At 31.5% G+C, this 15830-nt stretch carries 13 protein-coding genes; all 13 read right to left on the reverse strand.

Going from position 1 to position 15830, the window contains the following annotated elements; translation table 11 throughout:
* Nucleotides 1-300: 300 nt before the first annotated feature.
* Nucleotides 301-1032 carry an SOS response-associated peptidase gene (locus VCM48_RS05565; RefSeq protein WP_482271929.1) on the reverse strand — a complete coding sequence of 244 codons (732 nt, stop codon included), beginning with the start codon at nt 1030-1032 and terminating at the stop codon, nt 301-303.
* Nucleotides 1033-1065: 33 nt separating this feature from the next.
* Complete coding sequence (locus VCM48_RS05570) at nt 1066-2325, reverse strand: Y-family DNA polymerase (RefSeq protein WP_298997480.1); 1260 nt, start codon at nt 2323-2325, stop codon at nt 1066-1068.
* 99 nt (nt 2326-2424) lie between these two features.
* Nucleotides 2425-2874 (reverse strand): LexA family protein, encoded by a 450-nt coding sequence (locus VCM48_RS05575; protein WP_298997483.1) that lies wholly within the window; start codon nt 2872-2874, stop codon nt 2425-2427.
* Nucleotides 2875-3446: 572 nt separating this feature from the next.
* Entirely contained in the window at nt 3447-3896 is a 450-nt protein-coding gene (locus VCM48_RS05580; RefSeq protein WP_482271930.1) for a hypothetical protein, read from the reverse strand.
* 59 nt (nt 3897-3955) lie between these two features.
* Nucleotides 3956-5968, reverse strand: a complete 2013-nt coding sequence (brxL, locus tag VCM48_RS05585) for a BREX system Lon protease-like protein BrxL (RefSeq protein WP_482271931.1) — start codon at nt 5966-5968, stop codon at nt 3956-3958.
* A 37-nt stretch (nt 5969-6005) separates the two neighbouring features.
* Nucleotides 6006-8501 (reverse strand): BREX-1 system phosphatase PglZ type A, encoded by a 2496-nt coding sequence (gene pglZ, locus VCM48_RS05590; RefSeq protein ID WP_482271932.1) that lies wholly within the window; start codon nt 8499-8501, stop codon nt 6006-6008.
* Between the two features lie 3 nt (nt 8502-8504).
* Nucleotides 8505-9947, reverse strand: a complete 1443-nt coding sequence (locus VCM48_RS05595; protein WP_482271933.1) for a hypothetical protein — start codon at nt 9945-9947, stop codon at nt 8505-8507.
* A gap of 4 nt (nt 9948-9951) precedes the next feature.
* Nucleotides 9952-11691, reverse strand: coding sequence for a hypothetical protein (locus tag VCM48_RS05600; protein WP_482271934.1), 1740 nt, complete (start codon nt 11689-11691; stop codon nt 9952-9954).
* Between the two features lie 10 nt (nt 11692-11701).
* Nucleotides 11702-12790, reverse strand: a complete 1089-nt coding sequence (locus tag VCM48_RS05605) for a DNA/RNA helicase domain-containing protein (protein WP_482271935.1) — start codon at nt 12788-12790, stop codon at nt 11702-11704.
* An 11-nt stretch (nt 12791-12801) separates the two neighbouring features.
* Nucleotides 12802-13818, reverse strand: a complete 1017-nt coding sequence (locus VCM48_RS05610; RefSeq protein WP_482271936.1) for a DUF1848 domain-containing protein — start codon at nt 13816-13818, stop codon at nt 12802-12804.
* On the reverse strand, nt 13818-14432 hold the full coding sequence (locus tag VCM48_RS05615; protein ID WP_482271937.1) for an alpha-ketoglutarate-dependent dioxygenase AlkB family protein: 615 nt from the start codon (nt 14430-14432) through the stop codon (nt 13818-13820). The genes VCM48_RS05610 and VCM48_RS05615 overlap by 1 nt, the downstream gene beginning before the upstream one ends.
* A gap of 135 nt (nt 14433-14567) precedes the next feature.
* A complete protein-coding gene (locus tag VCM48_RS05620; RefSeq protein ID WP_482271938.1) occupies nt 14568-15260 on the reverse strand; it encodes a hypothetical protein in 693 nt (230 codons plus the stop codon).
* Complete coding sequence (locus VCM48_RS05625; RefSeq protein ID WP_482271939.1) at nt 15260-15823, reverse strand: YcjF family protein; 564 nt, start codon at nt 15821-15823, stop codon at nt 15260-15262. The genes VCM48_RS05620 and VCM48_RS05625 overlap by 1 nt, the downstream gene beginning before the upstream one ends.
* Nucleotides 15824-15830 lie beyond the last annotated feature (7 nt).

Raw genomic sequence — 15830 nt, forward strand, 5'->3', positions numbered from 1 at the left:
AGTGTACGTAATTTTTAAAGTTCAGCTAGGAGAAATAAATAAAGGACGTTTGTAACGTTCTTTTTTTATGCGCGGTGTTGAGGTGTATAGAGCGTCTGCCTTCTAAGCAGATGCTCTATATACCGCAGACACATGGAGGACTTTAAAAATTGCTGGAACTTACACCGCTAAAAGGGCGGCGGGGAATTGTGGCTCCCTTGTTTGTTAGTGAAATGAAACCAACAAAGACTTGAGGTAAGGAATACTTGGACTTAACGAAAGTTTTGTACAGCTTGAATGAGATAAGAAATATTAAAAATTTTAAATTACAACACCTTCATATTTTACTTCATCAAGTATGGACATTATATCAGAATTAACCTTAGGACTAAATAAATCACGACTAACTGTATAAACACTTAAACCTTCTTCTTTGTAATTAAGATTGATTAATTCAATAATTTCATTTTGGGTTAAATTGTCTTTTAACCAATCTTGCTCAAAATCTTCATTAAGTAATACAGGTTGTCTATTTTTTTTATTATGAACTTTAGTAAATAAAGTTGAAGCCTTTTTAGTTAAAATGGTAAAAGTAACTACATCGTCAATGATTGTATATAAACCAGCTAATGAGAGTACTCTATTATCTTGATGTTTTATATGAAAAGGGTATTTTTTACTTTTATATTCGTGGGGTTCAAAGAAACCTGTAACAGGAACAATACATCGTCTTGTAAATGCTGATTTCTTATAAATGAAGTGCTCGAATAACTTCTCTGATTGTGCATTTAAACCACCTCCATATCTTACTGCTTCTTTGTAATATTCTCTAATTTGTTTTGGCTTTTTATTATTTGGGACTATACCCCATAATGAAGGTACTAAAGCTGAAGGTTCTTCTTGAGGAATTATTAACATATCTGGATGGGTAAATCCATTCATATGATACCGTGGTATATCGTATACATCTCTTACATCATCAATTGTTAGAGATACATTATACCTATTTTCAAGTTCAACAACTTTTTTTGTTTGGGAAGTATGAAAACACATAACCGAGAATTATCAACGATTAAATATAATCATTTATACCTTAATCTCTATGATTTCGTTTATGTTAGTCGAGTACCTAGGTGACAATCGTTCTTGTTTCATCTTCCATTGACGACCTAAAGATTGACTACCTAATTTGATTTTGTTATTACCATATGATTTATTAAGTGTATCAATAATTTTCATTAAGGGTTCGTGCTTTGGGTTTTCATCATTGAATAATGTAAATTGCTTTTGGTCATTTGGAGTAAGCCCCATGACCATAACACCGGCTTTTTTATAATGATACCCTTCTTTGAAAATAGCTTTTAAACCTGCTTTGGCATACCTTACTAAATCTATACTTGAATTGGTTGGATATTGAGTCTTAACAACAACATTTCTACCATATTGAGGTAAGTCTTTACGGAATCCATTTGTATGCGCAAATACCATGAGCATATTACAATGAGAGTTTTGTTTTCTTAATTTTTCAGCACAAGAAACAGCAAAAGTGCTAACACGTTCTTTTATATCATCGTAATTAGATAACATATGTTCAAAAGAACGAGTTGTTGCTATCATTTTTTTGTTTGCAACTTTCTCCAGGTCAAGTGTTGGTTTACTTTCTAGATCATGCTTTAGACGTAAACCTACAACAGACATATTTTTACGCACCCATTCGTCGGATAACTGAGTGAACTTAAAAGCTGTATTTACATTTATAGCATTTAACCTTTTTGCATGTTTACGACCAATACCCCAAACATCTTCAATTGACAACCATTTTAATGCCTTAATACGCTTCTCTTCAGAATCTATTACATAGACTCCGTTAGTTTCATTTGGAAATTTTTTTGCTATTCTGTTTGCCACTTTTGATAAAGCTTTAGTAGGTGCAAAACCAATACTAATAGGTATACCTGTACCTTTTGTTACTCTAACTTTCATAGCTGCACCTATTTCATTGAAATTGAATAATTCAAAACCTTGAAATTTCAAAAAAGCTTCATCAATACTATAAATTTCAACATCAGGAGTGAACTCAGAAAGTAAGTTCATAACTCTACTACTCATATCACCATATAAAGCGTAATTTGAAGAAAAAACATTTACATTATTAGCTTCAAAGAGTTTTTTATATTCGAATGCAGGTGCACCCATTGGAACTCCCAATGCCTTAGCTTCATTAGATCTCGCAATGACACAACCATCATTGTTTGATAGAACAACAATAGGCTTATGATTTAATCTTGGGTTGAATACACGCTCACATGAAGCATAAAAGTTATTACAATCTACAAGGGCAAACATTACTTATGCATATTTTTTCTCACATAATTATTAAACCAAATTCCTACTAACCAAACCACTATAAAAATTGGCACATGCCACCATATAAAATCATACATTTTATAGTTGTTTTATCACATTAGTTACAATACCCCAAATAATAAAATCATTTTCTTGTGTAACCTTGATAGGTTTATAATTTTCATTTTCCGCTATCAACCAAACTATATTATTTTCTATTTTAATACGTTTGACCGTGAACTCTCCATCTACAAAGCAAACCGCTATCTTATCATTTTTAGGTTCTAAACTTTTATCTATTATTAATAAATCACCATCATGCATACCAGCATTAATCATAGAATCACCTCTTACTCTACCGTAAAAAGTAGTACTTGGATTTTTGATTAGATATTTGTTTAAGTCAATATTGATATCTAAAAAATCATCTGCTGGTGATGGAAAACCTGCGCTAATCCCATTTACGACAAAAGGTAACTCAAGCTCAGATGTTAAATCAGCTTTATAAAATGTTATGTTTTCTGTATTATGTAATTTCCTCAATTGCATTTTACAAAGTTATTGAAGAAACAATTGTGATTTTATGAGTTGGGCTAAATTTTATTCACTAATTATAGCAAAGGTGAAGCGGCTATTTTACATAATGGAGTTATGGCTACCTGGAGTTTACGGAAAAGTACCATAACTACCCGTTATGTAACTTAGCTTTGGGGAGTTTAGTGTTTTTATGATAAAATAAAACGGAATAGCTTGTTGCAGTTTGGTTTGATTTTATGAAAACCAAAGCTGTAATGTGCTATTACCTTAAAGACCAAAAAAACGCTAAACTTGTTAGGTAAGCGGAACAACACAAAAGATATTTCGACTACGCTCAATACAGGCTATGGGTTATTGCTTTTTTTGCAAAAAACTGGGTTTTGTGTTGTGGGGGATTAAAAGAATATAGTTTAAATGCCACTACGCCAACTGGCCTTTTTGCTAAATCTATACACTGGATAGATTCTACACGCTCGATCCGGGTTTTGGGTTGTGGGGAAATTAATAACCGTTATTTATTCTGGTTTACTAAAATCCCGAATAAACCTATTAAATAAATATAGCCTTTATCGATTGCAGTGTAGTTAATTTTTATGCCATCGATCAAAAACACGATTTTGTATCTTCTCTAAAGAATATAAATCAACTACTTTTCCAATATCATAGTCGTCTTCTATAAAAGAAATGCCAATTACTCTTTTTTGATTTAAGTCGAATTTTAATTTTGTTGAAAAGCCAGTATTTACACATCCCATGAAATCACATACTATTGATTCACTTTTTAACAATTCTTCCTTATCTAAAACTAAAATATATTCATGATCACCATAAAACTGGTGTGCACTAATTTTTCCGTGTAGTTTTTCTGTAAATGACTGTTTTGTATGACCATATAGGTTTATATTTTCATTCAAAAGAAGATAAAACTCAAAAGTGCTAAATGATAATACTGCGTACCAAAATTTTTGTAATTCAGATAAGGATTTAACATTTTTGAAATCTGCTATTTCTAACTGTATTTTATCATTCAACATAATATATAATGCTTATTTTTTAATCTTTTTTATTCAATGAGTTGTTTTAAACATAATTATCACAAATTTTTGAGAAATGTTACCTCACAAGCTTTACAAATACGTTGCTCTTGAACATACTCGCTTATATCATACCAACCACCCGTTTTTTGCCAAATGTCTAAACCTCTACCCAAAATTATTTTCCAACCATTATCAGATATGATAGACCTATCATGAATAAAATCATCAAATTCATAAGAAAATATAATGCCCATAGACTCTAAAGAATATGTCATTTGATTAAATGCTTCTTTAACATTTTCTATATAGTCTTCATTATTACTTGTAACTAGATGTAATTTGACTTCTGCATCCGTTTCTTTCTTTTCTGCTATTAATTTTGCAAACTCCATTAAATTCCGCAATTGATAAGGTAATCTTATGTATGGATCTACAAGTGTAATATTTGAGCTGTTTAGCAGGTACGCACCAAATAAATTATCATATGATATACCTGTTTGGTTATCCCTAATGATTTTTTGACCAGGATTTAAATGTATACCTTCTTGTGTTTTATTATTACTTTCATTTGAAACCATTTCAGGCTCATTTTCTTCAGAAACAACGGGCTTTGGTTTGTATTGAATTTCTTCTAAAGTTTCTATGTCAAATGATTCACCTGAAGATTTGCTCACATAACTAAAATCAACTTCTTCAAAAGTTTCATCCATTTTACGTAATTGGTCTTTAACACGTTTCCTATTTTCAATTGCAAAATCTAAAATTTCTTTTGCTTCCATTTCTGAATATACATCATCTGGATAAATGACTTTAATTAAACCTGCATAGGTTTTTGCTATTGATGTTTTATCTCTAGTAGTAATAGAACTGGATAATTCGAAAAACTTGGTATAGTCATGAGTTCGATCTTCTTTACGCAAGTTTTTTAATATTTCAGCGAGATAATCTACAATGAAACCGTATTCAGCAGTAAACATTTCATTTCGTAGTTTTTGCACTTCCCAACCCGGTAAATACCCATGCATTCGGTCTAAAAAAGCGGTGTCGTAGTAATCTTTCGGTAGTGCATCAAATAAATCACAATGTTTTAGCATATAAGCTACAGAATGATCTGTATTGCCCACAAAAACCATAGAAGCAGATGCCCCATATACTTGTGTTCCTCTTGAAAATGACTTGTTTGCCATATAGTTTTTCATGATGTCTACTAAACCACGATCGACTCTTTTTGTTTTACCTGCAAATTCATCATAAGCAACTACATCCCAATACCCTACTAAACCAATTTCACCAGAACTGTTGTTAACAAATAACTTTGCTTTCGATACTTCACCGCCAGATATTAAAATTCCATGTGGTGACATTTCTGAATAGATATGAGATTTACCAGTTCCTTTTGGCCCTAATTCAATCAGGTTATAATTGTTTTCTACGAAAGGTACTAAACGCGTTAGTTGCAAAAGTTTTGATCTAAACGTAAATTCACTCGGATTTAAACCAATAGATTGCATTAGCATATCTATCCATTCTTCTTTTGAAAACTCTTTTCGTGTACTTTTATATTCCTCAATATCTACATTGGATACCTGAATTGGTTTTAAGTTTTCAACAAACCAAGGAATATGATCTCTTTCGTCAGAAGGTGAGTACCCTAAAGTAAGGATGCACCAAACACCGCTTGATAACAATTTTTGATTTTCTTTTATGATGCTGTCTGAAATTGGAATTCTCGTCAGTCCTAAATTAGCGAATGACGCCTCGTATCTGTCTTGACGATCATTTAATTGCACAGCCACTTTATCAATAATTCTATGTGACCCTTTTTCTCGAATAATAGATTTTATAATTTGGGATTCCTCGCGATGTACAAAGTGTTTAGCTATAATAGTTTTGACTGTTTCAACCCCTTGAATAATCGTTTCTTCATCATCAGTCGCACAATATTGACCTAATAGATATTCTAAAACGTAAGTGGGTACAATAGCATTACCTTTAACTAGTTTTGTTAAATCTTTACGGACTACTTTACCTGCGAAGTGAGTGTTTATTTTTTCATTTAATGTTTTCATATCCATTAGCTATTAGTTACTAGCGACTAGTTACTAGTTAAAATCCGTCAAAATCAGTTGTAAATGATATGTTAAGAGTATAGTAATATTCTTTATATACTTTCCATTTATTAGAGCGTTCCATGGGTTCTTCGAGGACTAATTTTACGCGTTGATTTTTATATTTACCGCTTGCCAATGCTGTTAATTGAAATCTGTGTTTCACTTCACGTTGCCTTTGGTTTTCATCTTCGCTATTAAATACGTATTTAAACTGGTCACTTAATAGCGTATTATCTTCAGCGAATAAGGCTGCTCGTATGGTTCTGCCTAAACTGTTTTTAGTTACTGCATTCATTTGGATAAATGAAACAGGTAATAAATTGGTTGTTATTTTATCTGTTGATTTAATAATATCTATTTCTACAGATGCTGTGGTGTCTTGTCTTTTTTTGTTGACCTTTATTACCGGAATAACAATTTCTTGTAGCGAGGTGCCTCCATGAACGAATTTAGAACCTGCTCCTTTTACTCGCAGTCTGTTTACAGATTTTGGAATTAATACATCACCCGTACTTGAAAGCCCTAATTGTTTTTGTGTAAACTGTTTTACAGTGTCGTTAGCGGTTATATCATTGCCTAAAACAAAGCGTCTATTGTATTTTACGACATCACCTTTTACTTCTAATTTTATATAATCACTTTCAGCAATATTTTGATACTGATATAAGAAACCATGATCTGAAGTGATAAGCATGTTGTTACCATTCATGTTGGCTATTTTCTTTAGCATTTCCATAAAGAAGTCCAGTTCATCTTCAACCGCATCAAACACTTTATCTTCTGTTGTTTTATCATCTCCAGTTTTATCAATTCGATTATGATAGATGTAAATAACATCATATTGTTTTACGAACTCCCTTCCATCTGTATTGGCATTTAATTGCATGAAATCTTCCGCTTTTATTGCCGTAGCTCTTGCTTCTGAATTGTTTTGTAAAATTTTTGCTCTTCCAGTAACCCCAGAAGCAGAGATGCCATCCACACTTACTGTATCACTACCTTCATCAATACTGATGTCTTTATTAGGCAGTAAAGACGCCATACCTAATTGCGTATAGGAAGGTATTGAAGCTACCATACCTTGTATTGAGGCATCATAGCGATTTTCTTTTACTAAAAGACTATTTAATTCTGCCCCACATTCGTAACGAAGCGCATCTGAAATAATCACAAAAACGCGTTGGTTTTTATCAACAAATGGTTTTACGTGCTGCTTATAAAATTGGCGTTGGGCATAACTTTCGTTAATTGGCCAAGTATTAACATTATTAACGACTTCTTGCCATTGGTTGTTAGATTTTAACAACCAGGTATTAGTATATAGTTTTTCTATAGTATTTGCTAATCTTCCTAAAATACTATCGTGGTTCGATTTTCTATACCATAGTATAAATTTACGATACAAATAGTCTATTTCATAATAGGTATTAGTATAGTTTTGCAGACCATCAGTAATGGATTTAAAATTACTTTGTGTGGTTTTTATTTTATCCTGTAATTGTGAAGCAAACGCTATGCATTGGTAATAGGATTCAAATGTGGTGTACCAAAATTTATTTTCTCTAGACTTAATGCTTGTTTGAATACTCTCATTTGATATACTTTCATCAATTAATCGATGAACCAATTCGTGAATTATTTTTTTATCTATTAATTTGAATAGATCTTCATCTAGAATTGTTTCAAGGTTTATGGTATTTAATTGGTCTTCTATGTTTAAATCTGCAGCAATTTTTTCAGAAATGGTATTGAAACCAGTTCTGTAAGTGATGGTGTCTTTCCAAAGCGATAACAATAATTTGGCTTCTTTTGATAATTTAGATGTTTCACTCGTAATCACGCTATTGCTAAAGGCTTCTATTAAGAAATCGTATATTTTAGGTGTTTTATTTTGGTACTTAAATTTATCTTTAATTTCTTTCCAATAGAAATCCACTAAACTGTAACGCTCCAGATCACGATCCGGTTTTTCGTTGCCATTGGCAAATGCGGTTCCATGTGCGTGAATAAAGGTATTTAGGTTAACATGTTCTGTATTAAACACTACTGCCAGCATTTTATAGCGAATATCATTATGGCTATCGCCATCACCTAATAGGCTTTTTAAATTGTCTAAACGCTCTTTGGATTTAAAGAATAATAAATGCTTCGCCACTAATTCTTTAAAATTGAAGTCTAACCCTAATTCTTGTAATATAATGGCTTCTTGATCGGTATGGAATTGGTGATATGCCAACTCTAAATCCAATAACCAGTTTTCGTTGTTTTTTGGTTTTTTGGTATTAAAGTACAGTAAGTATTTTTCTTCAGATTTTTTAGTTGTTACGCGGTGTTTTACTTCAAATTCGTTGCCGTTTACATGTACTTTTTCAATATTGTTAAATACTAAATTTTCAAAATCCTCTTTGAGTTCACTGTTCTCATCATACCAAAATATGACATCGTGCGATTTAAATTTATGTTCTAATGCTTCTTGTATTTTTTGGCTCATTTTTTATAGTTCAATTTTAAAAACACGTATTACTTTTGACCACCCATTAATCCATGCTCCCTTCGTTTTTGTTTCTTCTAACAATACCATGCCTTTATTGAGTATTAATTTGGATACAAAAAGATTTATTCTTTCCGTTTTAGCAACATCAATATATGGACTACTTAATATTATATATTGAATTCCTGTAAAGCTTTGCTCAATCTTATTGATGAGAGACGATAAATTAAAGAAATCCATATCAATAACATTAGAAAATAAATGCACGTTTACAACATTTGGTATTGATTCTTCTTTTAAATCAGATACCTCTAACTCATCAAACCCTTTATTTATAGTTTTAATGTTTTCAACATCGTTGCTAACATGAAGTGACGCCCTTTTTAAAGCACACTCTGAAGGCTCTATTAGTGTTACAGAATTTACTACGCTTGCGCCAAAAGTATCTATGAACATTTTAGAAGCAATACCTTGACCACAACCCCAATCAATTAGTTTAACTTTTTTAAAATCAGCAGTGTTAATTATTTTAAAGGCATCTTTGAGTTTAGCAATATGCTTTTTACCGTGCGCATACATATAAGCTAATAATTGTTTTTCAGATGCTAAAATAGCTGTACCACGACCTAATGAATAAAATATTTCATTAGACTGAATTGGCATATAAAGTCTTTTATTTAATTCCTGTATCTCAGAAATATTTAAGTTGTTACCGTTTAATTTTAATGCATAATCTGTGTTTTGCTCTAAAAGGAAACCCGTGACGTAAGATGAAGGGATCTCGTGTCTTTCGAGAAACCTATCCAGTAAATTCTGAATGTTGGTGTAGGGATCTGTTTTATAATCTAAATCAACTGCAAAAATATCCTCAATAAACTTATCATTTAAAAACGCATATGTTATAGAGTTGTAGCTTGTCTTTATTTTTTCTTTAAGAATTAATACATCTTCCCGAGCAAATTCAGCAAAGTATTTCACAAAAAGGGCATAAAAATATACTAATATCGCGATAGGTTCTTTATTGCTATCTGTGTCATTTTTATAGGTTTCTTCGAGTAAATTAAGCATTGCATCGTAAGCATTTATAAAATCATGCGATGAGCGTGATAACATAAACAATGCACTAGCTTTTATTAGATTTGATTGGTTTAAGTTTTTTTCAACTAATAATCTATAAAACTGCTGGAATACAAATAAGTCACCCAATCTAACCGATGTATTTAAAACGAGGTTTACATAGGCTTCATTTTTTTTAGCATTAAAATCTAACGCTCTTATCGTATTTATGCGTAATGCGAGCCTGCTAAATTCTTCTCTGTTTTTTGAAATATTTTCGTGATTTGACAAGCTATAATTGTCATATATTTTATCAAAATTAGAATTGATGAATTCGTGTAAACTATCTGGGTTGCTTAAAGCATTATTATAAGATTGTATAAAACTCATGTAATTACTCTTGGTTTGAAAGTATGTATTGAATGATTTCTTTTTTTAGAGTAATATTTTTAGGTATTTCTATATTTAACTCATTTGCTAACTTTTTCAATTTTTCTATGGTAAAGCTTCTTTTACTTAACTCATCAGCATTATAAACTCTATTTTTTGATTTGGATTCTTCATTTAAATTTGAGTTAATTTCAACTTCTGAATTTTTGGTATTTGTACCACTAAATAAATCAGGCTTGTCATTTATAGGCTCTTCTTTGTGTTCTTCATTTGTTCTGCTTTTTTCTTTAACAGGTTCAACAACATTTGTACTTAAAACTATTTCTTTCGATTTGGTTTCATCCTTTACCTCATCAGTTATGACTGTTGGGGTGCTAAATTTTTCATCGTCCTTTATTTGATAAAGTGCTTCGCTGTCTGACCTAACATTTTCGATTAAACTATTTAGTTTAGGATTTATAAGTGTGTTTAACTTATCTGACAACTTATTATTATCTATAGTAAATAATTCAGTTGGAAACCATTTTGAAACTTCTTTTATTAAGGCATCAATAATGTTAGTTTTTTGAAGTTTATAATCCACTTTTTTGTAAGGATAGTAATCGCTTAAAACCTTTATATACTTATATTTCGGGTTTCTTTTAGATATAGCTTGACTTGAGAGAAAATTAACACTCAAATATTCGAAATCATTACTAATTGTTTTGTTATGAAATGCGTATTGATATATAGACTCAATTGTGTAAAAATCTATTTTTGAGTTTAAATCAAATTTCACCTGTATTTTCTCATTGTTAATTTTATAATAATTCCTCAATGTGTCATATCCAACATACAACCCATAAATCAAAGCTATTTCTTCACTTATATCTTCATCAAGATTTGAAAGCAAGCTATTAATTAAGTCTTCTACACTTTTAGAACTGTCTTTACCAAAAGAATCTAAAATGGCTAATTTAAAGGTTAGAGAATTTTTAGGTAGGTTATTTAAATCTATAACTCCAAATTTAGACTTTAATTGAATGCCTTCCTGTTTAGATACGTCCTCAATTAGAGGCATGTTAATTTGCTTTGCTAGGTAATTAAAAATCCTTGAATCACCTTTAAAAATATCATGGAACCGATCATCTACGGTACTATTATTCTTTTGAATGTCTGATGCAATTCTCTTGTTAAAATATGCTAATGTTGAGAGGTAACTTTCGGAAAAATTTATCTGATTTTTAGAATTAATAGCCGCACTAACTTTTAGAAATGCCAAACCACCTAATAAACGATCAAAGCGTTTTAGCATAACTTCTAATTCTTTAGTTTGATCCTTTTTAGCGTTATGTGTAAACGGAAACTCTTCTGCTATATCAGACCTTTCTTTATCTGTATAGTTTATTGCCCATTTAGGCACAAATGCTACAGTACTGTTAATATTCCAGATTACCGTATCGGCTTTTTCCTTGTCTTCAAAATAGATCGCTTTTATACGAGATATTGGTATCGCTGTATGACATAAAAAAAAGTCTGTTGACATTTGTTCTAAAGCTTTGTCTTCATTATTGTTTAGAACTATTTCAATAGAACAATCACTCTTCTTATTCCATTTTTTTAAGGATAAAATAATTTGATTACCACTATTACTCTGGAAATCATGTTCTCTATTTTTTATCAAGTTTGCCGGACGCATAATACCATCTACTAAATAATGAGGTAGTGTATTGGTATTTATATGTATATAATACTTGTTTTCCATTTTTTATTTTTTAAAAAGGAAGATCGTCATCGTCTTCTATTATTCTTCTGGTTGGTGCTGCAGTTCTTAAATAACTTTTATCTACCTCAACAATACCATCACGTATTTGATTTTGAATAAAAGGAATGCTCGAATTACCGTTTACAGTTGGTCTGTGATCTATTAAGATTAAATTTCTTCTCGTTCTTGTAAATACTACATAGTAGTCATTTTCTGTAACCACATGTAAACCATTAATAAAATCCTGGTATTTATTAAAATTAGGTATTATAACGGTATCAAACTCGAGTCCTTTACAAGACTTATAAGTGGTTACGTGAATATTTTCTATAGTATTCATTTCTTCTTCTGTATTTACATACATACTGCATGTATAACCACTGTTTTGTAATTCACTATGCCAATAACGCACATGACCTTCTAATGGTACTAAAACTGCGATATTATGTGTGTTACTTTGAAATGTATCGATAACATCTTTAATAATTTGTGTTTGGTTGCCATTAATGCCGTCACTACAAATTAATTGCGGTTTTGGACCATTAGACTGACCGTTTGAAATTATAGTTTGTGGGAATAATGACCGTACAAAACGTACCACTTCATTAGTGTTTCTATAATTTGCATGTAAAGTGAATCTAGGGTTATTAAAGAGCTCTTGTAATTGTGCCTCTGTAGTGGCTCTATTTGGATATAATATTTGGTTATCATCTGCAGTGTAAGAGACCATATTGGTTAAACTATCTATTTGCTCGTAACGGTATCTGCTTACATCTTGGGCTTCATCAATAATTATTTCGTCGTATTCGTCTGTAGCTTCATTGGTTGTCCACCAATACGTTCTATTTACATTGGAACCAGCTGCAGGATTTTCAGAGCTAGCAGATGACGCCAAATAGCTTTCTAAAGACACGGTGTAGGTTAATAGCAAACTATGTCTTCTGCCCATACCATGGTTTTGAATGTGACGCCACAACGAGACTACACTTTTTCCTGTACCAGGACCACCAGAAACGGCAATAGCATTAGGTTCGTTTAAAACCGCTTGTTGCTCTATGGTTAAGTCTGTTAATACCGGAAGTCTAAAATAATATGCCATATTTAATCCTTTTAATTACCAACTATGGTATCTGCAAATTGGTTTTCTTTATGTTTTTTGTAATTTTTTAATGCTAACTCTTTAGAGGTATTTGCATAGCAATACACACACTCATGCGGACAGGTATTGTATTGTCCAATATCTTTACTCATAATACAACCACAAGCTTCGCGTTGCCCTTTGTCTTTAAGCACTTTTGTTTTTTGCACTTTATTTGAAGGTTCAAACAAGGTCGCTTCTTCAAATTTAACCCCTAAAAAATCCATTAATACCTCATCGTCGCTAAATAGTTCAATCATTAAGTCGTCGTCAACACATTTATTGTGTTTTACGCCATACTGCTCTAATGGTATTTTTTCGGCACAGGTTGCTATTTCTAGATTCCAGTTTTTATTTAATTCTTGAAGGCCTTTTGCAAATTGATGCATGGTGGCTTCTGTGAATTCTATATGATTGATATTTTCTTTATTCAGGTTATGGGCTACTTTTTTATAAATAGCAATATCTGCAAAACTGAATACTAATTTTTTGGTATGGTCTTTTAGTTGATCGCCAATATTTTTTACCCTGCTCAATAATTCATCAACGGTAATGTTTTGGGTTAATATTAGTGGATCGAAACGCCAAACCACACGCTCTTTCCCGATATGTTCTGAAAGTGCTTTAAAGGTTTTTATTCTACTTTCTAATCTTGGTACTTTCCCTTCAAAACCTTCTTTGTCGTAATCGTTCAACGAAAACTGGAAATAGTAATTTTTAACGTGTTCCTCTAAAAAATCTAAATGTTTTATCATAGGTTTTGGGTTCTTTGTCCAAAACACCACACATCTTGTGTTTTTAAAAGCGACATACGAAGTTACACCGTTAAACGGATTCATCCATTTTACGTAACCTTTTTTCCAACGTTCTATAAACCAATCGGCATAAAAGGTTGGAATATCGGATGAGCGACTTGCCGAAATAATGACTGGTGCTTGCGCACTCACTAAATCGCCATCATCATTTTGTATGTCTACTTTTTTCCACATTATTTTATCACTCTAAAAGTTAAATTAACACGCTCTTGTGTTATGGTTTTGCTTTTTGGTATCTGGTGTTTCCAGAAATGCTGCAATTCGCCTTGCATAATAAGTAAACTACCGTGTTTTAACAAAATATCTATACGCTCGTTGGTGTCTTTATGTTTTAATTGAAACTTGCGTTCTGCACCAAAATTTACGGATGCAATTACTGGGTTTTCGCCTAGTTCCTTTTCGGCATCGGTATGCCATGAAATGGAATCGTTGCCATCGCGATAACGATTTAATAACACACTATTAAATACAACACCAGCTTTAGGTTCTATATCTGCTTTTATTTTAGCTAAACCTGGACTCCAAGGATGTGGTTGTAATGTAATGCCCGAAAAACTATAAGGTTTATCATTATCACCATACCATGCTGTTAAGCGTGGAAAAGGAATTTCTTTTCCATACATTTTCATAGACTCTTGTTTCCATTTAATATCGCTTATTAAACGGTTTAAATATTTATCTGCAGTGGCTTTATCGTAAAAATTAGGAATATAAATGTATTCCCCATTATTTATTTTTACAGGTTCGCCATAAGCAGGTTCTTTTGAAAACATATCTAGCTGATCCATAGTTTAACTAATCTTTTTATTTAAATAACTTCCTGTATTGTACAACACACTAAACAAAAGCGTTGAGCCTACAACTACATTAACAACAGGTACCATCATTAGTGCTGCTATTAATGTAAATTTTGCTATTTTAACTCATGTTAGTTTTATAAATTTTACTTTAAAAGTTGACCAAGAAATAGCTCCCTTTTTATATTCTAAAAATAAAACATAACCTGCAATTGCAATTGAAACTGCTGGTAACTCTGGCATTAAATCCCAAAGGGAATTATCATGATCTAAATTTATTAATTTGTCTATAAACTCATTAACATCCGCTGTAATTTCATCATTAGATATTTCAGTAGATTCTAAATTCATTTTTTCGGCAAGTTCTTCTGTCACCAAAATTTCACCTTCATCGTGATTAGATATCCAGTCGTTTACGTAAGATTCACTATCTGTTGCTTTTAATTGTACTTCAATTGTTTCCCCTGTTGTTTCATTTGTTAATATAACATCAGTATCTTGATGATTTGTATCTGTAAATAAGGCTGCTGTAATATCATCTCCGTCTTCATTTTCAATTTTAACAAACTGAATTTCGTGCAATATACCTTTAACATTATTTGCTAAACCTACTAATTGATTTTCGTCTAAAGCTTGCAAATAATCTTGAATTTCATCTAGGTTTTTGTCTTGTAAATCGGGCACTGCACGTTTAAGCGATTGTAGTACTAATTGTTCATTTTCATTTAAACTATTTATATCACCAAAAGCGAGTTTGGCTAGACCAGAAAGTATTAAGGTATTATCAATATTTTTTTTTATGTATTGAACACTATTCATTACAATTCATTTTTTTTCTTATTGATTTCCTCTTTATTTTCTTTAGCTTTTTGCTTTCCTTCTTGTCTCGCTTGTTTAAATATTTTTTGCAATGCTTCTTTATCTATTTTTTCACCTTTAGATTTTTTAACAAAATAATAATCCATTACTCTACCCATTCCAAAGGTTAATCCAAACACTAAAGGAATCGTTGTTATAGCTCCTAAAAAAGGTAATACTGTTTTATAGGCTCCAATTGCCAATTGTTGCGCTAAAAAACCAAGACCTACTAAACCTGCTAATTCTTTAAAAATTTCAGTAGCCTTCGCTTCAGAAAGTGGAAACCCTCTAATATCAGCAATTTTTTTGCCCATATACCCTTGTATAGGCGTTAATACAAAAATATCTGCAAATGGAATTGGTTGTACTGCTATAGCTGCACAGAATGTACTAAATACTTTAACAATTTGATCTACTTTTTGCTGATCCGTTAAATCGGTACGATTTTCAATATCCGAGACCTCCTTTTTTAATTTCTCTTTTGCTTTTGCAATTGTTTCTGATGCGCTTTTTGCTATACTCATTGTATCT

Source organism: Tenacibaculum sp. DPLXC6 (assembly GCF_056815515.1).